The following is a 21,807-nucleotide window of genomic DNA, read 5'->3' as shown; positions in this document are numbered from 1 at the left end:
ACAGAGCACCTCGCTTTTAGCGATTATTTTTTACCTATCACTCTACTTCAAGCATACTATTAGAAATGGTTAAATTATTATTTTCTTCATACTTTATCTCTTCTCCAGAAGTGATTTCAGAACTTGAATTCTTTTGATAAGTAACAGTAGGACTACCACTACTTTTCAAATTATAGGCCATTATCCCCCCAATCACTGTACCTGACCCGCTTAATTGCACTTCAGCATTTGGTGCATATATATACGTATTATGATTAAAGGATCCCCCACCTATTGAAATACTTGGCCCTCCTGAATAAATACGTCCTTGGATGCTACCTGAACCATCAATCTTAATTGATGCAGTTTTAACGAAAATAGACGCCTTCGTTCTAGAATCACCAGCAAACTCCATATTGGATGACCCGTTATAATATAAATTTAAGTTTTCAAAACTCCCACTGTTATTCATAGTTGAACTTCCCATAAATTTAAAGCTATCTTTTATATAAATGTTCAGTTTGCCTGAACCTATTATGTTAAAATTTCCTTGTTCATTAAATGCAAAGTTATCGATGTATAAATTCTTATCTGAATCACCTACATCTATGGTCAATACTCTATTAGATGCAACTGTGAAATTTTTTAAATACATATCTTGAGTAAGAGGAAGAACTCCACTGAATTTTGCAACACCGTTTATATTTCCATTCCCACCACCATCAATTTTAATTGAATTATTATCTAAATTTAATTGCGTCTTTTGGCCATCAATCGTTACTTGTATGGCCTTAGTATGCGGTTTTGAACTTAAATTAGAAAACAGACTTTCAGGAAAAGACGGTAATATGTTTTCAGGAAATGCTACATATCCAATAAACTCATTCGAAATATTCATCCAAGTTGGCTTTGAAAAGTTTTCTGCTGTCGTTCCAATTTTACCATTGATAGTAGTTCCCCAATCAATACTAATTTTTCCGCTATCTGAGACAACATCACCATTAAATGTACCCCCGCCAATGTCGATATTTTTTATAGCATGAATTGCAGACGTATTGGTAAAAGTCGATCCAGTCGAAGTTCCATTGCCTAAATTAATTGTTATCGTTTGTGCAACAATTCTATTTTTGTTTCCTAATGTCCCTTCGGAATTTATCTTATATTGCAATGGCTCTAAATTCACTTGGTTGACTGTAATCTCTGCTATAGGATTTTGTTTAAATTGTTCCTCATAAGTTAATGAACTAGGAAGGGTGTTTAAACTACTTTCAAATGCATTAACAAAATGCGCTTTGAATTTTTCCGGTGTTTTCTCTTTAGCTGGTAATTTGTTGAATATCAATCGAGTTTCATCATATGTAGTTAATACGAGTTGCTCGAAATTCTTTTTTGTTTTGTTTAAGCCTCCCTCTGCAATATAATACACCGATTGATCGTCGCGTTCACTGGTAGAAATTTTTAACGAATTTGATGTTAATGTCAAAAGGGAGATTCCAAGAATGGATATTAAGGCAACTAATAAAACAACTAAAATTAGAGAATAGCCCTTTTCTTGTCTAATATATTTAAGCATTAAATCCCTCCTCTAAAATAGATAGTTGATAAAAAGGGTTTATTACCTGGTTGCGTAATTTCAATCGTAATATAGTTCCCCATGTTATCAATCTTAAAATTTGAAACATTCGAAGCTATTACTTCCTTATTTCTTGTTAGTATTTGATCCTCACGATTAAATTTATAAATATATTCTTCCGAGTTTTGATCGTTTTTTAATGTATATTCATCCCCACTAGATTTTAATTGTGTTGATTTACGTGCATCTTTAGTAATGACTTTTAAAGCATAGCTTGCATCAGTTAATTGCATGCTCGATTTCATTTGTTTATTACTAGTATTATTACTATTTATTAAAATGCTTAGTAAAAATACCGAAATGATAGTTACTATTATGGTCGCAGCTAGCACTTCTAGTAGGGTCATACCTTTTTCATTTTGAAGTTTCGACATAAGAATCTACCTCTTTTCCACAAAACTAAAAATGTTCTCTACTTTAGCCTTTAAGACCTTACCACTAGAATCATAAACCTCTATGATAATTCTAACTGTATTATCTGGTGATAAGTCTTTTGCTTTCACTATTATTTGTTCTTTGTTTTTAGTATACGAAGGTATCGTTGGATTGTATAAAGTAAGATTACTTGTTGAATTCGCTTCATCCTTTGTGTAAGGAAATGCCGATTCCCATGTATCTTTAGTAGCATATTTGAAATAGCTATACATTTTCTCCATTTCTTGCTGCGCTAAATAAGTTGCGTCTATAATTTGTTCAGAGCTTTTTCCCGTTTTATTTGATTGAATAAGCAGACCGAAAAATGATAATAAAATTAAAGTTATGATGACGATGGAAGCAACGACTTCGACTAATGAAAAACCCAGGTTATTATTGTATAATCCCCTTTTTTTAAGCTGCATTTTCCTCTCTCCCTATTTTTCAAATTAATTATGTAAACCACAAAAACTACTGGCATTTATTAGTATGAAACATCCTGATAGCATTCAATAAATTTCCTTTACAGTATGCTATTTATACTATTTCATATATACTCAACAATTACAATACTCCTTATCAATATGATATTTTATTTATTTAATATATTCTTCAATTATAAAATGAATATAAAGAACCAAATCCAGATTTTTTCCTATAACATAAAAGACCATTTACTAGTAATAACTAGTAAACGGTCTTTATATGAAAAATATAGATTTTCACCTAGCATTATTATTTCCTCAACAACCGCCCCGACAGCAGCATACCAATTCCACCAATTGCAATGAAAAGTACTGCTCTTATTAATAAATCGAGTGCCGATAAATCGAAGAATATAAGCTTTACAAATGCGATGGCTAGAATGGCAAAGCCAGAAAGCCGAAGTATTCGTAAGTGTCGTACTGAGCCGAGCCATAGTGACAAACTTGCCGACAAGAATAGTGTTATTGTTGTTAAAGCAATACTTAGTTTCCAATCCAGTAGATTATTGTAGGCTAGCTGTGACACTAGACCGCATAGTGCAATCATCGTGAATACCACGCTTGTGCTAACAATTGAATCTAAAAATTTCGTCATATGTTGTTGATAAATTTGATAAATGCGCCCCTTCATCAGTAAATCGAGGATGATAGCTACAAATACTGCAATATAGACTAATCTAGTACCAATATTTAACCATACAATTCCTTGTACATTATAGGGAATCACACTGAGCATGAGCGTAACGAGAAGGAAAAACAGACCGACAACTGGCGTTAATGCACGGCCTTTATATTTTTCAGGTAGCAACAGCGAGCCCACAAACAGTATCACTATGCCAATACTCATCAAATGCGGGAAATTGCTAGCACTTGTAACATAAACACTATCTAGCTTAGCAATATAAGCAAGGAAGTATCCAGCTGTAATAATAGCTAAAATATCTGTCACATATAAATTCTTCATTATCTTCTCAAAAGCATTCAATGTTTCCTTCTGACGTATTGTATACATATAAATAATTAACAAGTATACGCCAGGCAGTATTAAGCTAATATGTCCTATACTAAAAAATGGGGTCGGCTCATGTACGATATAGCTTAAAATAAGTGCAATTGAAAACCCTAATGAACTGACGACCTTCATTAAACTTGCTCGTAATCGTAAGCTCATCATAACACCTGCAAATGTCATGAATGGTAAAAGTAAATCATCAACCTTTTCTGGTATATTCATAATTAATAGTGTATTACAAAGTGTAATAAATGCGAGTGTTACAGCACTATCAAATGCCTCCTGCCATTTTTGCTTATAGCTATAACCCGCTACAGTTACAAACAAAATACATAGTCCAAGCAATAGTACCTCATTATATTCAAGCCGACTACTTACTAGGTTCATAAGGAGTAAACTAAAGATCCCTAAACTAAATTGTAGTCCAGCATGAATATGCTTCCATTTAGATTCAGCATTATATAAGCGACACCAACTCGTATAAAAGATTGCAAGTGTAATAAGCAGTCCTATTGCAAAAATAACCCGATTGTCACTATTCATAAACGCTACAATACTTACTGCCATAATAGAGAAAAAGGTTGTGACATAGAGCGCAATTTTTTGCTTATGTTGAAGAATAACAAATTGCAACATCGTAAACAGGACGACAACAAAAATTAAAATAATGAACGCGCTAAAATTCATGTACTCTAGTAAATAAGGTAGTAACAACGAAGTAAAAGCAACAAATAAAGTAAGCACCTCATTTTTCTTTAAATAGCTAATGGCTATACCATAGACAATAAACCCAAAGGCAATGAACAATGCTAAAGTTAAGCCTAATACCTCGTATAAAATAGCACCAGCCGCAGTTGTTAAAATTCCTACGATAAATGCCCCACCGTATAAGGAAATGGTTACAGCTGGTGATGCTAGCTTTTTATGCTCTAATACATAAGCTATAGCCCCTAATGCAATTGATAATAAATAAGCGAGGATGATTTTCACCTCGTTCGATAAGTAGCCATAATCACTAACTAGCTTTAGCCCCCATAACACGCCCAGCACTAAAATAACCATAAATACTTTCGGGAGCGCCCACATAATTTGCTCCTCAAATGAACGCTGTGGCTGAACATTTGTTTTCGGTGTTGGTGTTGGTGTTGGTGTTGGTTTTTGTGTTGGTTTTGGTAATGCAGGTTGTACAGTGATGGATTGGTTAACATTTTTTACAGTTGTCTTTTGTTGTGACTGTTGTTGCTTTAACACATCCATCTCCTGCCGTAACTCTTCCATCTCCTTCTCAAGCTTAGCGATTCGCTGCTCCATTTCAAGCGACAATCAATCATCCCCCTAGCTATTAGAATTTTCTTACATTATATCATATTCATTCTATTGTAAAATTACACTTTTTTAAAATGTAATTAAATGTTTATCTTGGTCTGCGATACATTAAAGCACGTTCACTATCACTGGTGCCACTTGTAGTCGGATCAACAACAACCCCCATTAAAACAAGAATCGATAACACTGTATTTAAAATGGACGTTAGTTGCTCGCTCATTCCGCTTGTTAAATCAAAGCCGAACATAGCTCCCACTTGCTGAGCGAGTAGTAGTAGCATGGAAAACAACGCTAATACAAACGGCTTATGCATGAATCGAACCTTCCAATTAATTCTCATATTTGCTCACCTCCCCCCTTCCTCACTACAGTATATGCACCTTACGACTTGGCACATATGCAAAAATATAGCTTTACAAAGAGGAATTTATGATTTCTTCCCAATAACATTGTCGTTTCAATTTCTATTAATGATAGTTACAGTTTTATCGGCGATTTGCCCTAGCTTGTCGGCGATTTACATTGTTTTATCGGCGATTGGAACTAGTTAATCGGCGATTCACACCGACTTACCGGCGATTACAACCTTTTCTAAGAACTAAAATTTACAACATTACATAATATAGAAATGAATTAATGAATAAAGGGTGATGTAGAAAATGTCTTACAGAGAAAGACCCGATGTGTGGGACGAAGATGGAAGGGATATTGATCGTTGGGAAAATGACGGTGGTAGAAGTCATTTAATAAGATAGGGAATTTACGCTTGACCACTTGTCTGCTTTACAGAAGTACTGTCAATACAAATGGGCTGTCTATTTCTTAAGATAGCCTATTTGTATTTGTCTCGAATACGTGTGTTATGTAATAAAAAAAGGAGATGAACTATTGATACATAGCTACATCCCCTCTAATTCTAAGCTTATCATTTACGTCACTGATTTGTAAAATCCTCCCTATTTGTGTTTAAACAAGTACTCCTAATGACAGGACTATTAACCACAATGGAAAGTCTACAAATGACCTTAGTGGTAATAATTACGCGCGCCAGTAAGCAGAAAGATTATTTTTTAATACTTTCTTTTCACCTTGTTCAAAAGACTCTAAAATTAAATTTTTTTCAAATTCATTGATATTTAAAAGCGATACTTTATTTTCTTTTAAAAGGTCTAAAATGTTTTTATTTTTTTGAAGATATTGAGTAATTTCTAACATGTCCTTCACCTCATCTAAATATATTGTTTGAATATTTCAACATTTTTTGTTGGATATACTTCTTTTAATAAGTCTAGTGCAAGATTAAGATATTTAGATTGCATTAGATGCACGAAAACGTGTAATCCAGAATCTACAATCTGTTGTTTAGTAATACAAATCTTCGTAGTTGCATTCCCCTGCTGTCTATAATACAATCGCAATTCGTCAAATGCCGAATCCTCGAATTGTAATAGATATAGTAAAGGCAAGGTTCTTTTTTTAACTTGTAAGTCTCTTTGTAAATTTAATAAGTCGTTATAATCATTTTTAAGTTGAGCGACAATTGCAATATAGTGCGCACTCATTTCAAGCTTTGTTGTATACTTTCCAGTCGCTAATACTGCTCCAAGCGTTGATGAAAGTGCTATTAATGAACCTGATTTCTTTTTAACAACATCTATATACATTTCTTCAGATGTTATCTTGTTCATTAAGTCATGATGCTGTCCGTCAACCGCTTGTAGTAAGTAATGGCAAAATAAACGGGTAACCTCATTTTTATAAGGTATCTCTAGCTTTTCTAGCTCCAACAATACGATACTAACTAAAGCTGTAGAAGCATTCAGCAATATGTTCCCATCTATTCCCCACTTTGATTCATCACCGTCTTCAATATCATCAACGATATCCGTAAAAAGAATCCATAATTCTAGAAGATTAAAAACTTCTTCTATAGATTTCGTTAATGTTCCACCATTCATTTGAAAATGCAATTTACTTAAACCACTAAAATCACCACCTTCATGTTGATCTAATAAGTCGTTTAAACAGCGATTAAACTCATCTGATAGTTGATAATTACCTGCAATTATCTTTAATGATTGCTTAATTCCCTCCATCATTCACCCTACCGATTATTATTTTATTGAGATTTCACCTTACAGCTTTCTAACGATTAAAATGGACTGTTAACAATGCGCAATATTTTGGATGTTCTACTCTGGTTATGTCAAATACAAATTAACCCCATATCTATGAAAGCGCTTACCTAAATAACTTGAAAAGTTATAACCATTCATTACATTGGACTTACATATGTATCATACTCTCTAAACAAACTAGAGGTATAAAATGAAGTGTCTGCAATATCCATCCTTTTTTAATGTTCTGCTAAATGCTAACTATTAATTTGGTCATCTATGACTTATGATGGTTCTACTCTTCTTATTACTTACTAGTATATCATCTATCCTTAAAATGTAAATATATACATATTTTTTAACTATTAACACTTTTAAACCAATTCATAATAAAAATTATGTATTATTATTACAATTATCTTCCTAAAATCTATATTAATGATATTAAAATTTTAAGAGCCGTAAAATATGAGTATAAAGTCATTAATAAAGCGTTTCAACAAAATTGTTGAAACGCTTTATATTTATATTTAGTCGTAAATTAGTAAGCTCGTGCAAACCAAACTGTATGTTTTGCTTCTTGCCCACAATGAATGCAAGTATCCTTTGTTACTGGTGGGTTAAATGGAATATTACGTGTTGTGAATTTGGTCTCTTCTTTTACCTTTTCTTCACATACATCGTCTCCACACCAACCTGCTAAAATCCAACCTGGTATTGTTTCATTCTGTTCAGCTTGAGTTAAATGTTGTTGTAACTGCTCCATTGAATCAATATGTGTATGCGAGTTATTCGCACGGAAAGCTTTAGCTTTTTCGAAAAGACGCGTTTGCATCGTTTCAAGTTCTGTTTCAATACTTTCAACAATTGTTTCTAAAGATACAGAAACTTTTTCTTCTTCATCGCGGGCTTTCATTAAACCTTGTTGATTCTCTAAATCACGTGGTCCCAACTCAATACGTACCGGTACACCTTTTAACTCCCACTCATTAAATTTATAGCCTGGTGATTGATCCGAGTCATCAAGGCGAACACGAATTCCTTTTGCTTTTAACGCTGCAAAGATTTCATCTAATTTCTCGATAATAGCAGGGTTCTTTTTCCATGGTCCAACTGGGATTAACACAACTTGAGTTGGAGCAATTCTTGGTGGTAAAACGAGACCTTGTTCATCACCATGCACCATGATGACAGAACCGATTAATCGTGTCGATGTACCCCAAGAAGTTGTATGCACATAAACATGTTTATTTTCTTTATTTAAATATTTTATATCAAATGCTTCAGCAAATTTTGTACCTAAGTAATGGGATGTACCTGCTTGTACAGCTTTTCCATCCTTCATCATCGCTTCAATAGAGAAAGTATCAACCGCTCCAGCAAAACGTTCAGATGGTGTCTTTTGTCCATCATATACTGGAATCGCTAGCAAACCTTCTACCACTTCTTTGTAAATTGCTAACATTTGCATTGTTTCTTTACGTGCATCCTCTTCATCGACATGGGCAGTATGACCTTCTTGCCATAAAAATTCAGAAGTACGGATAAACGGTAGCGTTTTTTTCTCCCAACGGAATACATTTGCCCATTGATTAATTAAAACAGGAAGATCACGATAACTTTTAATCCAACTTGAATACAAATGCCCAATCATTGTTTCAGAAGTTGGACGCAATGCTAAGCGTTCCTCTAACTTTTCACCCGCCGCTTCTGTGACCCATGGAAGCTCTGGTGAAAATCCTTCAATATGATCTTTTTCCTTTTGAAAAAATGATTCTGGTATTAACATCGGGAAGTAAGCATTGCGGTGACCTGTTTCCTTAAACCGCTTATCCATCTCCGCTTGAATGTGCTCCCATAATTCATAGCCGTCTGGCTTAAAAGCAATACAGCCACGAACTGGTGTGTAATCCATTAAATCCGCTTTTTGAATCGTATCCACATACCATTTTGAAAAATCGTTTATTTTTTGAGCCATCTTCTTTTCCTCCTATGTTTTAAATTAAAAAAAGCATAAAGCATCCTAATAAAGGACGTCTTTACGCTAATTGACGTGGTACCACCTTAGTTCGACTTAATAAATATCTTAAGTCCTCTAAACGTTTGTAACGAAACGACTCGGTTAGTTGTTAACTGACATCTCCGTGGTAGGGTTCAATAAGAAGAGGTGATATAGCTTTCAGCCTAGGCTATATTTTCTGTTACACAATACTTATTTACTTGATCACATCATCGATTTATTATTTATACATTAATATACCAATTTGCTAAATGTTAATCAATCATTACTGTCATACATCCCCACTTATTACTCTAACAATGCAGGAAATCCAGCTCGCGTTTTAAAAATAGGTCAACTCATCTCTCCCAACTTACAGTGTTTTGTTTGTTTAGCTAAAATATCATAGAAATGTCGTTAATCAACATGTATGATGTTTATACTGTAATAAATTTAAACAATTGTTATGGGAAGGTGATTGTCTGAAACGTCAACGAACTGAAAAATTATGGCGAGAAGAAAAATATCGTGTCATGTTTCATAGCCAAAAGCATTACAATCAGCTTCGGCAGGCAATGCGCGATTTACTGCCCCATGAACAAATTAAACAATTGATCGAAGATGCATTACAACAATCACCTACTGACGGCAGCATGCGCAATGCGTGCCAGCATATGTGGGGGTATTTCCGTAAAGTTGCTACGTTCGAAGAAAAGCAAAAATATGAGAAATTGCTCATCACTGGCCAAATACCGGCGCTTCTTTGCTTTTTACAGCAATTATCCATACAATATAACATTACATATTTACGACAAAGTACTATTTTAAAAATACAGGAAGAGTAAGTCTAATTTTAAAGCAAGATAATTACACTCCTCTAAAATCAACCCCTTAGGAGACCAACATGAACAAAAATCAGGACAATACAGAAGTTATCTACCTATCCAACCCATCCGAACGTTTAATGCATCCATTTTATAATAAACAAGTCGTCTTTACAGGAGCCCTCTCCACAATGACACGCTCTGAAGCTGCAAAAAAGGCTCGAGCTTGTGGCGCAATAATGCAAGGAGCCGTGACAAAAGAGACAGATTTCCTTATTCTTGGCAAGAACCGACGAGAAAAAAGCACAAAACATTTAAAGGCGGAGCAGTTAAGTCAACTTGGTCACGACATACAAATTATTGCTGAAGATGATTTTATTTGGCTTATTTCGATGCAACAAGAATATGTACCGTCTTCTTTGTAATAACGATTCCTCCAAAACACAATTTTTTGATACATCCCTTTTAATGAAGGTGTTTTAGCATTACTGAAATAAAAAAATGAGGAGCAAAATTATCTTTGTTCCTCCAAAGAAAAGCACGTTGACCAGCCGCAACACTGCGGTCAATCAACGTGCTTTTAAATTTTAGTAGTATGACTAATACTATTTTTGTACTACTGGTGCAGGGTAGTCAAAGCCCTTCGTGTCCACTTCGACTTTTTTCATGATTTGATCTTCTAACGGCTTATCTGTAGCATCTCGATCAACTGCAACAATCTCATCTACCGTATCCATACCCTCGATGACTTTTCCAAAAGCAGCATAATCTCCATCAAGATGGGACGCTTCTTCAGTCATAATAAAAAATTGTGAACCCGCTGAATTCGGATTGCCATTCGTCCGTGCCATTGATATAACACCACGTTCATGTTTTAAATTATTTTCAAAGCCATTATTAGTAAACTCACCGTTAATCGAATACTCTGGCCCACCAGATCCATTTCCAGCAGGATCTCCACCTTGAACCATAAATCCAGGAATTACACGATGAAAAATAAGCCCATCATAAAAACCATCTTTCACTAAGGAAACAAAATTAGCAACTGTATTCGGCGCTACTTTAGGCTCTAGTTCAATAACAATTTTTTTATCGTCATTCATCGTAATTGTCACAATTGGATTTTCTTTCACAGCAGATGCATAATCTACTTTTTCTTCCGCTGTCTTATCCTCTTTTGATGTTCCACAACCCGTCAAAACAAAAGTTACAGCCATCAGGCTAAAGACAAAATACAACACTTTAGATCGTGCCAACATTCTTTCAACTCCCTATATAATCAGTTTATTTAAGTATATAACTATAAGATTATTCACGACAACTTATATATAATCTTACAAATGAATATTAAAAACGGAGATTTCAGGCGGAACCATAAAACGAGCAGGAATTCTAGATGTTCCTATTCCGGTATTTACATAAAGCTGCATCCCATTGCTTTTATTAATAGTATAAAATCCATCACTATATTTTTCAGCCAAGGAGGTAGTCATTGTTTTCATAAATGGAATTTTTATTTGTCCTCCATGACTATGCCCAGCTAACAGCAAATTAATAGAAGTATCTTTTAATAAGTCTGCCATATCTGGTTCATGCATTAGTACAATTTTATAATCAAAACTATCATCCATTTGCGATAACAATTGGTCTACATCTGGATATCCAAGTAAACCATCATCTAATCCTCCGATAAATAGCTTCTTATCATTTAATACAGTGACATTTACTCCGCTATTTTTTAATAAATTAAAACCTGAATTCGTCAATAAATCTTCATATATTTTAAAAGCACCACCACCGTAATCACGGTTTCCCCATACTGCATATTTTCCGACCGTGGCTTTAAGATTCGATAAGCTTTCAGTGACTTGTTGTTTCTGTTGAAACGTAGAAAAATTTTCGAATAAATCCCCTGTAAAAACAATAATATCCGGTGATAATTGATTTATCTTTTCTACTAAACGATTTAATTGTTTTATTGTATAAGTTTCACTAACTTGAATATCCGATATTTGAACTACTTTGACTGATTGACCTTTGTCTTCATTTAAATCATACGCATGAATGACAAGCCTCGTTGGTTCAACTTTAAAAGCGTACCCTATAAATAAACCTATTAATACCATCAGTAATAAAACTATTTTTGCAATCCTTTTAAAACTCTTCATTCCAATATAAATGCCCCTTTCAAATCTATAACCATTATTATAAAGGTGCTATGTTACAGTAATGTGTACTTTTATAATCGTTAGAAAAAGGCACTCAATAAATGAAAAAAACGTGCACCAAATAGATGCCCGTTCTTTGTTTTATTTTGATTCAACTAAATCAAACCATATCGTAAAACGAATATACGAGTCTACTAACACCACTTCATACTGTAAATCATTTTTAGCTAAGATGCTAGCAACAATCGACAATCCTAAGCCTGTCCCGCTAATTTCTTTGTTTCTCGATTCTTCTGCTACATAAAATGCATCCCAAATAAAAGGAAGATGCTCTTGTTGCAAACTTGTCGTTTTATTTCGTATTGAAAACTTTATTTTGTTTTTATCTTCATTTGTTAAGTTGATTTCAAAATACTGCTCTTCGCCATATTTAATGGCGTTGCTTATTAAATTATTCATTACAATCTCTATTTGATTACTATCTTCATAAATAAACGAATGTTGTATTGAATCTAAATTTTGCACTACATGCACATTGTTATTTCTTAATGAAATATTATATTGTTTAATAATTTTTTGAATAAGATTCTTTAATTCAAATGGCTCTTTTTTCACTTCTAACTCGTGGATTTTAGATAGTTTGATTAAATAATCGACCATTTCTGAAGTGTAATTTACTTGTTCTAAAATAATATCCGTATAGGAGCCATCATCAAAACCATCTTTAATACCAATTGTATATGCTTGTATTAATGACAATGGTGTTTTTACTTCATGAGAGATACTTGAAATTAACGTATTTAAACTTTGATTTTTCTTTTCTAATTGTGAATGAACATTTTTTAAAGAATTGCTCATTTCATTTATACTGTGTGACAACTCTTCAATTTCATCGCCTGAGGTTATCTCCACTTGTTTAAAGTTTAAATTTGTAATATCTTTTGCTACATTTTTTAATTTCTCTAAAGGAGTAATAATTTTCTTAGAGAAAAGTGCTACCAATAATATACTAATTATAATTCCTAGAAATAAGGAATATAAATATAATTGGTTTACTATTTTTAAAGCATCTGTATTATGAGCAACTACTGTTCCTACTAACACTAAATGTTGCTCTTTCTCATACAACACAGTTAGAAGGCTCGACTTTAGTTTTCCTTGATTAAATAATAGCCTTACTGTCTTTCCGTCCTTTATTTTTTCTAGAGAATTCTCTGTAATCCAAAATTTATTTAAAACAATTTTATCTTTAAACAAAGCAAATTCGATATTTTCATTAATTTCATCGGTACTACCACTATTTTGAATAATAACAATTGTAACGTTATTATCATTTTCAATTTTTTCTTGTGTTTCTATTATTTGGTGAATTGTTAAATCCTTTAGCTCTTCATAAACGGCGTTAACATTATTTTTCATTTTAAATAAATAATAATCTGCGGAAAAGTAATTGTTTAACAAAAAGGAAACACCGAAAACGATGAGCATAATTACACTCACCATTAGTAATAATTTCTTTCCAATTTTATTCAACTTTATCATTAAAGCTATACCCCATTCCTCTATGGGTTATTATATGGTCATCTCCAATCTTGTCACGCAGCCTATTAATGTGCGTATCGACTGTTCGTTCCTCACCAAGATAGTCCAAGCCCCAAACCATCGATAACAAAGAATTTCTAGATAATACTTGCCCTTTATTTTCATATAAAATCTTCAATAAGTCATATTCTTTTTTAGAGAGTACTATGTCTTCTTCGTCTTTAAAAACTTTCTTACTTTGTAAATTGATTTTCAAATTTCTTATTTCAGCCAACTTTTCTGTTCCGAGCATTTTTTTCACTCTTAAAATTAATATTCGCGGATCAAATGGCTTACGAATATATTCATCTGCCCCAATATCTAATGCCATAAATTCATCATCATTGGACGACTTTGCTGTTAACATGACCACTTTCGTTAAGCTTACTTTCTTTATTTCTCTGCATACTTCAATGCCACTTAACTTAGGCATCATCCAATCCAAAACTGCAAGGTCGATTTTTTTTGAATAAAAAATTTCAAGTGCTTCTTCTCCTTCAAAAGCAATACTGACATTAAAACCTTCCTTTTCAAAATAGGTTTTCAAGATAGCAGTCATGTGTTTCTCATCATCAGCTATTAGTATATTCACTTTATATAAACTCCTTATCTGTCTTACCAGTAACTCTTCTAATAATAAAGGGCAAAAGGTGAAAACCTTAAAAGAAGACTTCACCTTTTTTCTAACATTTATACGATAGCGCAACATACGTATTTTTACTTTTCTAATCCATTTTTCAGGGCATCCCATAATGAATTACTTACTTCTACTTGTTCTCGATTTGGTAGCTCTCCTTTTTCAAGTGCCTCCCAATATTTCCACTTTGGCGGTTGCTCTCCTAATTGATAATCCATGCCTTCCCATGTGTCTTCACGGAATGCATAGAACGCCCAATGCCAGCCATATTCATCAAAAATTGAAATAAGATCTGATAAATATTGATCAGCTCCTTTGACCATTCGGTTAATGCCGAATTCTTCCGCAATGATTCGATTAGCAGGAATATTATTTTCTTTTGCCCACTTATCTACAGGTTGTAAAAAGTCTTTTAAAGTATTTTTATTAAATATTTTTTCCGTTTTCTGCTCTCCTACTTTCACCTTGCCAGGATAAGCATACTCGAATCCTCGTTTACGATTTTGACTTGTCATTTCATATGGCTCATACATATGAAATGCATACAGAACATTATCATCCTGGATTGGTTTCAGATACTCAAATGCCCAAGGAGTTGCATATAATCCAGAATTAAGAATAATCGGTGTATCTTTATCCACCAAGCGAATCGCTTCTACAATCGTTTCATACAATTTATTTAAATCGGCAGCTGTATTTTCCACTTGACTATACCAGTCGCTATAATCCTGCGTCCAAAAATCATTAAATCCTGTAGCTGTTTCAGGATGTGGCTCATTCACTAAATTATATCCAACAACAGCGGGATGATCCTAAAATTAACGAAAGAATATTCCTTTTCAAACTTTGATTCACTCTCATTTCCTCACCTCACACGCATTGTGAAATACTAATGTCACAAGCATGTCACATAAAAAAATGTCACTCAATGGTTATAAAGTTAAGGGAAATTATTCAGTTAGAGCAAAAAAAGTTTGATGATGATATTTGTTGTGATTTTTCGATTTCGAGTGGAGAATTGGAACGTACCATTTTATGGACAACGTACGGCATGAATCAAATTGGTGGCTCTATTTGCATTAATTTTAAAAGTGGTCATGGTAATATTTTTTCTGTCTTTGGATTTGCATTCAGAAGTTCAGGAAAATGTTCCACTACAATCTTTAATTCCCCCCAATTATATAGTTAAAAGTTCTACCAAAGGATTTCGAAGATATTTTCCGAAACCCTTTGGTTATTTGATGCTATTCACATGTTTTCAAAATATACGTCTTTCTAAAAGCTATTAGCTCATTTCTTCCTCATTAACATTTTATCGTTCATTAAAAATTAATGGACTATTCATCTAAATAACGTAATTATCTCTCACCTCCTCCCTCCAAATATTTTTAGTGAAAATTTTTAAGTTTAAAATGAGAAATTACTGGCTTCCTTTCGTTATAGTAGATGTAAAGGCCTTTACAAAAATTTGAAGGAGCCATTTTAGATGAAATCTAATGAAACAAATTTTATCCAGCGTCTGCAATTTGGAAAAGAAGACGCACTCGAATATATTGTGGACAACTATTTATCCCTAATAAAGGGCATTACCTATAAAGTGCTATCTCCATTTAATAACCAAGGCATGATAGATGAATGCGTGAATGATATTTTTTTATCTGTGTGGCATCATGCCAAAGATTTCGATGGTGATTCTGCGAAATTCAAAAGTTGGATTTGTTCGATAGCGAAGTTTAAAGCCATTGATTATTACCGAAAAGCTGCCAAAAATATGGAGGTTTCCAGTGATTACTTAGAGCCTTCTACCGCTAACTCTGTAGAAAAGGATTTGTTGCGCAATGAAAATAGAGCGGAACTCATGCAATTGATTAACCGACTTGATCCGCTTGATCAACAAATCTTTATTCGAAAATTTTTCCTTGGTGAACATTCAGAAGACATCGCTCGCAGATTTGGAAAAACGAAAGCTTCTATCGACAATCGCATTTATCGCTGTAAAAAGAAACTAAAAGTACATGCATCTGATTTTTTTACGGGAGGTAGTATGGTATGAAAAATATTTATAAGCACTTAAATGATTTGGACATTGACATAGAAGAGTTTGAAGAAATGGAAGTCAGTGCGTTTGAAAAGGCTAGAGTAAAAAAAGAACTGTTGAAAAATATTCACGCTAGCAAACAAAAGAAATGGAAAAAGTCCGTAACTGCTGCTTCTCTTGCATTAGGTTTAATTGCCTCCACCCTCTTTGGTTTATCGTTTACTGCTAACGCAGAAGAGATTCCGATTCTAGGTAATATCTTTAAATTTTTTAACAACGATGGCTTATCTGTAGACTATAAAGAAAATGCCAATCTAATAAATGGAGTTGCCAATAGCAATGGTATCAAGGTAACAGTGAATGATGCCTTATATGATGGAGAAAAGCTCATTGTCACATATACAATTGAAACCAATAAATATATGGGAGAAACACTCCATATTAAGGGAATCCCGCTGATAGAAAATAAAGGAAATGGAACGCACGAGATTTCGCGATTAGATGAAAATAAATATGTTGGGAAAGCCACAACTTTTACTGAGGAGAAGTATAGTTCCATCAATGTAGATTGGAAGCTTGATTATATCCTTTCTGATCTGACAACTGATAAAGAGCGCATTACTGGTGACTGGCAATTCAGTTTTCATTTAGACAGAGCTAATATTACAGTGCAAAACATTCAACAGCACAGTGAAACGGAAGGCATTTCAGTAAATATTGAAAATATCACGCTTACACCAACATCATTTCAAATCAATTACGAACAAGCTGTTTTGAAGAAAATATTAAATGAATGGGATATTGCAGATGTAGATATTGAAGTAAAAGATAATTTAGGACATCAATATGTTAGCAACTATCATGGCGGGGCCGGCACAAATGATGTCAAAATGACTTGGAATAAAACCTTCCAGGCGCTAAATCCTGAGGCATCCAAACTCATCATCACACCAAAAGTAACACTCTCGGATTATGACGGAGTCGATTACAATACGGATGGCTCCATTAAAGGGAAATATAGATTGATCAATAGTAAAGCAAGCTTAAAAGAATTTGATATGGACGAGATTATCGTTGAAATCGAAAAATAATATATTAAATCCCTCTTGTTCAAATAGGGAAACTATTTGAGCAGAGGGATAATTATTAATTAGCGAATATTACGTTTTAACAGTACTAATCCAATAGCTATAAGAGCCACAATGGAGCATACAATAAACATCATGGCATACGATGAATACTGTACGACAATCCCCATTGCCAAGCTCCCGAATGAAAATCCTAAATCATAGGTTGCAAGAAAGACCCCTAGTAATATAGGTTTTTTATCTTCTGGGATGGCAAACGATATGTAGGTCACAATGGTTGGATATAACATGGCAAATGCTAAACCATTAAAAATAGCAGAAAGATAAATAAAATAGCCAAGCTCCTCCCCAAAGGCTAGCATCGTTGTTCCAATGGTTGATGACAACAGCACAAGTACAATGAAATTGGGATGCCAATGTCCATCAGAAGGGATTCGTTTTCGCAACATAAAACGACTTCCTACCACAACAAGTGCTTGGATAAATAAATATACTGCTATATTCCCAAGATTGAACTTCAACATATAAAGAGGTAAAAACGTTGATATAGCTCCAATTATTGTAGCACCCAATATCATTGTAAAAGATGCAATAAGAAGACCTTTATTACTTCTCGTTTCTTTTACTGTACCTAGCAATTTTCGAATTGAAAAAGCAACAAATGTCTTTTGATGTTGTGGTAAAGGTGCACCAATAAGTAAAAGTAGTGGAAAAATAGCTAATACAACGATACAACCGATCAAGTATCTTGCATCTAATTGTTGCCAAAGAAGCATCGCCAATATTGGACCATAGAGAGAAGGCATAACTGTCGAAAGAGTATACATTGACATGCCTTGTCCACGATCTTTATTTCTTAACAAATCGCTTATGCCTAGTTGCATCGCCATTGAAAAAAAGGCGAGTACGATTCCCTGTAACACACGCACAACGTAAAGGCTATGAATCCCAAATAATATATAAAGCGTAAGTGTGACAGCATGCCCTACTAGAAGCCATTTCATCATTTTTTTTACACTATACTTTGCAATCATCTGGCCTGCCCACGGTCTTAAAATCATACATACAAACATGGTGATGCCCATTATAAAGCCAATCTCACCTTCAGAAATACCACTTTTTTCAGCTTGAAGTGGGAAAATAATCGTTAAAATTGAAGACGCTGTGAAAAATAACATAGATAATAAATAGAGTTGAAGCATTGCAAAAGAAAGTGGTGTAAAAGTACGATCCATTAAACTACTATTTTTACCTGTCATAATGTTACGCCTACCTTTTACTTTATAACCTCACATTCTCAATTATTAGAATGAGAATCATTTTCATTTAACGATATAGTAGTCTATTCTTTTTTTTTCGTCAATATTATTTTTTAAAAGTTTTAGGAGTAGAAAAAGCACCTAATATAAGGCGCTATCAAGGCAAATATTTACGTTTCATTTTCTCTTCTTATTTACTATTTCCCAAGAAAAATAAAACAGATTTGCCTTGCTTCTTTTCAATTTACAAACAAAGATCTATGTATTTAAAATAGATAAAAAAGTAGTTATGGGGTGACGTAATGCATAAAAGCAATAGTTCATTCATTGTAGCGTCAACGAATATTATCATTATATCTTTAGCCCAAATTCTTTATTGGACCCTTCTCGAAGACTCAATAAATATGATGATTTATCAATTTTTCCTTTTCCCGTTTACCTTAGTGCTGATTAATATAATTTTTTGGTTTAGCAAATTTAAACTACAGTTTTATCAACACGTCCTTTTTGCTTACGCTGCGTTCTTTAGTTCGATTATTATTACGTTTATTGCCGTTCTATCAACTCCTGCTCAAGAATTGCCACCTGGCGAAATTGTATTATTTGCAGATGTGTTATTTGTTGTTATTACAATAACAATACAGATGATTATCTTGTTGTTATTAAACTCCATAGTTTATGTGGCTTATAGAATCTATCATTCTAGAAATAAATTTAATATTTAATGTTGATTATTTGTCAAAAATGACTTTTAGTATTGTAAGCGTTAATCCATAAAAAAAGCACCAAATGAAGCATGATATGCTCCCAGGTGTAGGCGTTTAAAACAAATAAAATTTTGAGAGCATATCAATTGTGATAGTGAGGTGCCTTCAAATTAGCCTCTCTTTACTTCCAAAAGGTTATTTACTTTGTATTACATAGCAGTTGTATTTTTAATGGAGGACATCAGTATTATTATTAGTAATTACAATGTTTTCTTTACTAATATTTGCTCCCTCCGAATCTTGTTTAAAAACATTGATGATTCCATTTACTACGTTATGAATAATTTGGTCATCAATTGTTGACTCCGTGCGTAGCACAACTGAACATGTTATTTCTTGGTTCTTTGAATCGCCTATATTTGATTCAGAGGTTGCCGAAACTAGAACATCTTCAACTTTTAAACCTGTTTGTTCTGCTATGAGTGATTGTATATTTGCTTTTTTTTCGTCAAGCCACTTCATTGTTTCTTCATCGACTTTTTTCATAATTGATACCTTCATTTCACCATTTGGCAATATCTCAGTCAATTCACTTGTAACCTCGGGTTTTGGTTTTGGTTGTCCAATAAGATAGTACGATACAGCAAAAGTCACAGGAAGCATCGAAAATAGTATTGTTTTTTTAGATTTGCTATTCATCGATATCACACCTTCTTAAAACTTATTAATTTACTCGATATGAATATCTAACTAATAATTTCCCACCAGAAGAGCTTCCTAATGAAACATCATTGAAATTTATAGTTTTATCAGCTAGAAGAACACGTTTATATGTGATGTATCCCCCCGTACTTACAATAATATTATTGTTATCTTTTATGTAGGTGTTTGTATGCCCTACGCTAAAGCCCGAAGGAGGTGTACCAGTTATAGAAATATTATTTACCCTTATACTATATACATCTTTTCCAGGAGCTATTGGGCTACCGGTAGTATAATTCACAGTATATATAGTCACATCTCCAGAGCCTACTAGATTCGTAAGCTGTAATCTATAATTATAAGTATTATTTGCTTCAATATAATCCTCATACTCACCAAACGCTCTAGTTCTTAATACCTTCTGATTAGAAACTTCTGCATTAACAGTAACCCCTTCTCCTACTGGAATATTAAAAACTAACGAAGGTTGATTAGTGAAATCATCATTTGCATTTTCATTTAAATAGTCAAAAACAATACCTAATCTTCTATCAATTTCTTCTTGATCAATATCATTTTCAATCCCATAATTAACTTCTGTGGTAATTGATTCTGCTAATGCTTTATTTTCTCCTATACCTATTGAAACTAATAATAAAAGGAATACAAACATGAATTTTTTCATAAATTATTCACTCCTATATTTTTACTTTAAGGATGTTTACGTTATTTCTTTACTTTTTATAGATTCAAGTAGAGAAATAGTATCACTAGGCAAATTTGTATTTTTCTAATGAACTCCGCTACACATCATTTGTGTAAAAGCGATAGAAGTCAAACAACATCAAAAAATACATTTATAAGTTTAACTACTATTAAATTTTGAATAAATCATCATAACTTCAATCTCCTTTTACTTATTTTTTAAAAAATTTATCAGAATTTTTTCGTTTTTTCAACAAAAAAGAAGGGAAATTAGTAAAAAATTATTTTATTTTGTTAAACTTAAGGTATAAAACAATATACTAAGGAGGATTAAAATGACAAAAAAGCAATTAAGTTTATTCGTTTTATTTATTGTTTGCATTGTTTTTTTATCTTTTCACATGAATTCATTTAAAAAAATATCATTAGCCAATGACATGTTGAACGATATTAACTTCGATAAAGTTAATTCAGGTTTTGTTGTTGATTCCGCTAGTGGGACAATAAGAGATTTAGACGAGGAAAAGTTAACTACTCTTTTATCCACTTTAAAAACAATTGATTTAAAGCCTGTTCAAAAACGTTCCGAATCAGTAGCCATGGATTATATAGTATCGCTTAGTGGGAGTGGCGGAGCATTTAAATTATATATTTCAACTGACGGCTCGATATCCCTTGAAAATAAGCTCGAAGAAACATATCAAGTTGTTGATAACAAAATGTTTGACACATTATTACACATGATAACTTAAAAGCACATATGACTAGCACCTCCGATTGAACAATCGGAGGTGCTTTTTTTGGATGACCAACTTTTTTTACAAACCTCTATAAATATATCTACCTAATATAAATCACATGGATACTTTTATTGAACAATTTATTTATTTTATATTTTCTTAACCGGGAATACCTCCGCCAATTGTATTCCATTTTACAACTAAACCTTTACCAGATATAAGGGATGATACTTCACCTGTCGCTGTTGTTTGGAATTCTAAATAAGGTAATTGAACTTCAACTGATGTGTAGTCTGGGTGAATCGGCTACACTAAGTTGGACATAAAAAATAAGGGCTAGTACACTTAGACTACCAACTTAAAGGAGCGTGCTACTATGTCACGTCAACGTCG

General features: G+C 33.2%; 21 protein-coding genes, 1 pseudogene and 1 other annotated feature. Of the genes and pseudogenes, 6 read left to right on the top strand and 16 right to left on the bottom strand.

Features of this window, described 5'->3' with window-relative positions:
- Positions 1-37 precede the first annotated feature (37 nt).
- The 8 genes from ACQKNX_RS00110 to proS all read right to left on the bottom strand — a co-directional run bounded on the left by ACQKNX_RS00110 (position 38) and on the right by proS (position 8,944).
- Positions 38-1,552 carry a DUF7305 domain-containing protein gene (locus ACQKNX_RS00110; protein ID WP_427427014.1) on the bottom strand — a complete coding sequence of 505 codons (1,515 nt, stop codon included), beginning with the start codon at positions 1,550-1,552 and terminating at the stop codon, positions 38-40.
- Positions 1,552-1,986 (bottom strand): PulJ/GspJ family protein, encoded by a 435-nt coding sequence (locus ACQKNX_RS00105; RefSeq protein WP_427427013.1) that lies wholly within the window; start codon positions 1,984-1,986, stop codon positions 1,552-1,554. The genes ACQKNX_RS00110 and ACQKNX_RS00105 overlap by 1 nt, the downstream gene beginning before the upstream one ends.
- Positions 1,987-1,992: 6 nt before the next feature.
- Complete coding sequence (locus ACQKNX_RS00100; RefSeq protein ID WP_427427012.1) at positions 1,993-2,451, bottom strand: type IV pilus modification PilV family protein; 459 nt, start codon at positions 2,449-2,451, stop codon at positions 1,993-1,995.
- Between the two features lie 310 nt (positions 2,452-2,761).
- Positions 2,762-4,846 carry a DUF2339 domain-containing protein gene (locus ACQKNX_RS00095; RefSeq protein WP_427427011.1) on the bottom strand — a complete coding sequence of 695 codons (2,085 nt, stop codon included), beginning with the start codon at positions 4,844-4,846 and terminating at the stop codon, positions 2,762-2,764.
- A gap of 91 nt (positions 4,847-4,937) precedes the next feature.
- Entirely contained in the window at positions 4,938-5,189 is a 252-nt protein-coding gene (locus ACQKNX_RS00090; RefSeq protein WP_401019012.1) for a phage holin, read from the bottom strand.
- Between the two features lie 698 nt (positions 5,190-5,887).
- The gene (locus ACQKNX_RS00085; protein WP_340825597.1) at positions 5,888-6,064 is read right to left on the bottom strand and encodes a competence pheromone ComX; all 177 of its coding nucleotides are present in this window, start codon (positions 6,062-6,064) and stop codon (positions 5,888-5,890) included.
- A gap of 14 nt (positions 6,065-6,078) precedes the next feature.
- Positions 6,079-6,948, bottom strand: a complete 870-nt coding sequence (locus tag ACQKNX_RS00080; protein ID WP_427427010.1) for a polyprenyl synthetase family protein — start codon at positions 6,946-6,948, stop codon at positions 6,079-6,081.
- A 559-nt stretch (positions 6,949-7,507) separates the two neighbouring features.
- Entirely contained in the window at positions 7,508-8,944 is a 1,437-nt protein-coding gene (gene proS / locus ACQKNX_RS00075; RefSeq protein ID WP_427427009.1) for a proline--tRNA ligase, read from the bottom strand.
- A gap of 48 nt (positions 8,945-8,992) precedes the next feature.
- Positions 8,993-9,208: a binding site (T-box leader), on the bottom strand.
- A gap of 218 nt (positions 9,209-9,426) precedes the next feature.
- Between proS and ACQKNX_RS00070 the strand changes: the two genes are divergently transcribed.
- Both ACQKNX_RS00070 and ACQKNX_RS00065 read left to right on the top strand, forming a co-directional pair.
- The gene (locus tag ACQKNX_RS00070) at positions 9,427-9,810 is read left to right on the top strand and encodes a YbgA family protein (protein ID WP_427427008.1); all 384 of its coding nucleotides are present in this window, start codon (positions 9,427-9,429) and stop codon (positions 9,808-9,810) included.
- A gap of 59 nt (positions 9,811-9,869) precedes the next feature.
- A complete protein-coding gene (locus tag ACQKNX_RS00065) occupies positions 9,870-10,214 on the top strand; it encodes a BRCT domain-containing protein (RefSeq protein ID WP_427427007.1) in 345 nt (114 codons plus the stop codon).
- 180 nt (positions 10,215-10,394) lie between these two features.
- Here the strand turns inward: ACQKNX_RS00065 and ACQKNX_RS00060 are convergent, their stop codons facing one another.
- From ACQKNX_RS00060 to ACQKNX_RS00040, 5 genes and pseudogenes are all read right to left on the bottom strand, one after another.
- Positions 10,395-11,048 carry a peptidylprolyl isomerase gene (locus ACQKNX_RS00060; protein WP_427427006.1) on the bottom strand — a complete coding sequence of 218 codons (654 nt, stop codon included), beginning with the start codon at positions 11,046-11,048 and terminating at the stop codon, positions 10,395-10,397.
- Between the two features lie 75 nt (positions 11,049-11,123).
- Positions 11,124-11,957, bottom strand: coding sequence for a metallophosphoesterase (locus ACQKNX_RS00055; RefSeq protein ID WP_427427005.1), 834 nt, complete (start codon positions 11,955-11,957; stop codon positions 11,124-11,126).
- 141 nt (positions 11,958-12,098) lie between these two features.
- Positions 12,099-13,499 carry an ATP-binding protein gene (locus ACQKNX_RS00050; protein WP_427427004.1) on the bottom strand — a complete coding sequence of 467 codons (1,401 nt, stop codon included), beginning with the start codon at positions 13,497-13,499 and terminating at the stop codon, positions 12,099-12,101.
- Positions 13,483-14,130 (bottom strand): response regulator transcription factor, encoded by a 648-nt coding sequence (locus ACQKNX_RS00045; protein ID WP_340825613.1) that lies wholly within the window; start codon positions 14,128-14,130, stop codon positions 13,483-13,485. Before ACQKNX_RS00045 ends, ACQKNX_RS00050 begins: the two co-directional genes overlap by 17 nt.
- A 125-nt stretch (positions 14,131-14,255) precedes the next feature.
- A pseudogene (locus ACQKNX_RS00040) lies at positions 14,256-14,987 on the bottom strand (glycoside hydrolase family 5 protein); the annotation flags it as partial.
- A 116-nt stretch (positions 14,988-15,103) separates the two neighbouring features.
- Between ACQKNX_RS00040 and ACQKNX_RS00035 the strand changes: the two are divergent.
- The 3 genes from ACQKNX_RS00035 to ACQKNX_RS00025 all read left to right on the top strand — a co-directional run bounded on the left by ACQKNX_RS00035 (position 15,104) and on the right by ACQKNX_RS00025 (position 17,304).
- Complete coding sequence (locus ACQKNX_RS00035; protein WP_427427003.1) at positions 15,104-15,364, top strand: S-Ena type endospore appendage; 261 nt, start codon at positions 15,104-15,106, stop codon at positions 15,362-15,364.
- Between the two features lie 297 nt (positions 15,365-15,661).
- On the top strand, positions 15,662-16,228 hold the full coding sequence (locus tag ACQKNX_RS00030; protein WP_427427002.1) for a sigma-70 family RNA polymerase sigma factor: 567 nt from the start codon (positions 15,662-15,664) through the stop codon (positions 16,226-16,228).
- Entirely contained in the window at positions 16,225-17,304 is a 1,080-nt protein-coding gene (locus tag ACQKNX_RS00025; RefSeq protein ID WP_427427001.1) for a DUF4179 domain-containing protein, read from the top strand. Before ACQKNX_RS00030 ends, ACQKNX_RS00025 begins: the two co-directional genes overlap by 4 nt.
- A 59-nt stretch (positions 17,305-17,363) precedes the next feature.
- Here the strand turns inward: ACQKNX_RS00025 and cntE are convergent, their stop codons facing one another.
- The 3 genes from cntE to ACQKNX_RS00010 all read right to left on the bottom strand — a co-directional run bounded on the left by cntE (position 17,364) and on the right by ACQKNX_RS00010 (position 20,654).
- On the bottom strand, positions 17,364-18,560 hold the full coding sequence (cntE, locus tag ACQKNX_RS00020) for a staphylopine family metallophore export MFS transporter CntE (RefSeq protein ID WP_427427000.1): 1,197 nt from the start codon (positions 18,558-18,560) through the stop codon (positions 17,364-17,366).
- 935 nt (positions 18,561-19,495) lie between these two features.
- Entirely contained in the window at positions 19,496-19,966 is a 471-nt protein-coding gene (locus ACQKNX_RS00015; protein WP_427426999.1) for a hypothetical protein, read from the bottom strand.
- 25 nt (positions 19,967-19,991) lie between these two features.
- Positions 19,992-20,654, bottom strand: coding sequence for a hypothetical protein (locus ACQKNX_RS00010; protein ID WP_427426998.1), 663 nt, complete (start codon positions 20,652-20,654; stop codon positions 19,992-19,994).
- Positions 20,655-21,009: 355 nt separating this feature from the next.
- Between ACQKNX_RS00010 and ACQKNX_RS00005 the strand changes: the two genes are divergently transcribed.
- The gene (locus tag ACQKNX_RS00005; protein WP_427426997.1) at positions 21,010-21,426 is read left to right on the top strand and encodes a hypothetical protein; all 417 of its coding nucleotides are present in this window, start codon (positions 21,010-21,012) and stop codon (positions 21,424-21,426) included.
- Positions 21,427-21,807 lie beyond the last annotated feature (381 nt).

Source organism: Lysinibacillus sp. NPDC093712, from assembly GCF_050280025.1.
Classification (GTDB): Bacteria; Bacillota; Bacilli; order Bacillales_A; family Planococcaceae; genus Lysinibacillus.
The sequence above is the reverse complement of the archived record's forward strand: the minus strand, read 5'-3'. Positions and strand labels throughout refer to the sequence as shown.

Bases quoted from the DNA above. Each gene is read 5' to 3' on its own strand.
- ACQKNX_RS00085 (WP_340825597.1), bottom strand. From the start codon at position 6,064: ATGTTAGAAATTACTCAATATCTTCAAAAAAATAAAAACATTTTAGAC.
- ACQKNX_RS00050 (WP_427427004.1), bottom strand. From the start codon at position 13,499: ATGATAAAGTTGAATAAAATTGGAAAGAAATTATTACTAATGGTGAGT.
- ACQKNX_RS00010 (WP_427426998.1), bottom strand. From the start codon at position 20,654: ATGAAAAAATTCATGTTTGTATTCCTTTTATTATTAGTTTCAATAGGT.
- ACQKNX_RS00080 (WP_427427010.1), bottom strand. From the start codon at position 6,948: ATGATGGAGGGAATTAAGCAATCATTAAAGATAATTGCAGGTAATTAT.
- ACQKNX_RS00025 (WP_427427001.1), top strand. From the start codon at position 16,225: ATGAAAAATATTTATAAGCACTTAAATGATTTGGACATTGACATAGAA.
- ACQKNX_RS00030 (WP_427427002.1), top strand. From the start codon at position 15,662: ATGAAATCTAATGAAACAAATTTTATCCAGCGTCTGCAATTTGGAAAA.
- ACQKNX_RS00065 (WP_427427007.1), top strand. From the start codon at position 9,870: ATGAACAAAAATCAGGACAATACAGAAGTTATCTACCTATCCAACCCA.
- ACQKNX_RS00005 (WP_427426997.1), top strand. From the start codon at position 21,010: ATGACAAAAAAGCAATTAAGTTTATTCGTTTTATTTATTGTTTGCATT.
- ACQKNX_RS00105 (WP_427427013.1), bottom strand. From the start codon at position 1,986: ATGTCGAAACTTCAAAATGAAAAAGGTATGACCCTACTAGAAGTGCTA.
- ACQKNX_RS00110 (WP_427427014.1), bottom strand. From the start codon at position 1,552: ATGCTTAAATATATTAGACAAGAAAAGGGCTATTCTCTAATTTTAGTT.
- ACQKNX_RS00060 (WP_427427006.1), bottom strand. From the start codon at position 11,048: ATGTTGGCACGATCTAAAGTGTTGTATTTTGTCTTTAGCCTGATGGCT.
- cntE (WP_427427000.1), bottom strand. From the start codon at position 18,560: ATGACAGGTAAAAATAGTAGTTTAATGGATCGTACTTTTACACCACTT.
- ACQKNX_RS00100 (WP_427427012.1), bottom strand. From the start codon at position 2,451: ATGCAGCTTAAAAAAAGGGGATTATACAATAATAACCTGGGTTTTTCA.
- ACQKNX_RS00090 (WP_401019012.1), bottom strand. From the start codon at position 5,189: ATGAGAATTAATTGGAAGGTTCGATTCATGCATAAGCCGTTTGTATTA.
- ACQKNX_RS00035 (WP_427427003.1), top strand. From the start codon at position 15,104: ATGGTTATAAAGTTAAGGGAAATTATTCAGTTAGAGCAAAAAAAGTTT.
- ACQKNX_RS00015 (WP_427426999.1), bottom strand. From the start codon at position 19,966: ATGAATAGCAAATCTAAAAAAACAATACTATTTTCGATGCTTCCTGTG.
- ACQKNX_RS00055 (WP_427427005.1), bottom strand. From the start codon at position 11,957: ATGAAGAGTTTTAAAAGGATTGCAAAAATAGTTTTATTACTGATGGTA.
- proS (WP_427427009.1), bottom strand. From the start codon at position 8,944: ATGGCTCAAAAAATAAACGATTTTTCAAAATGGTATGTGGATACGATT.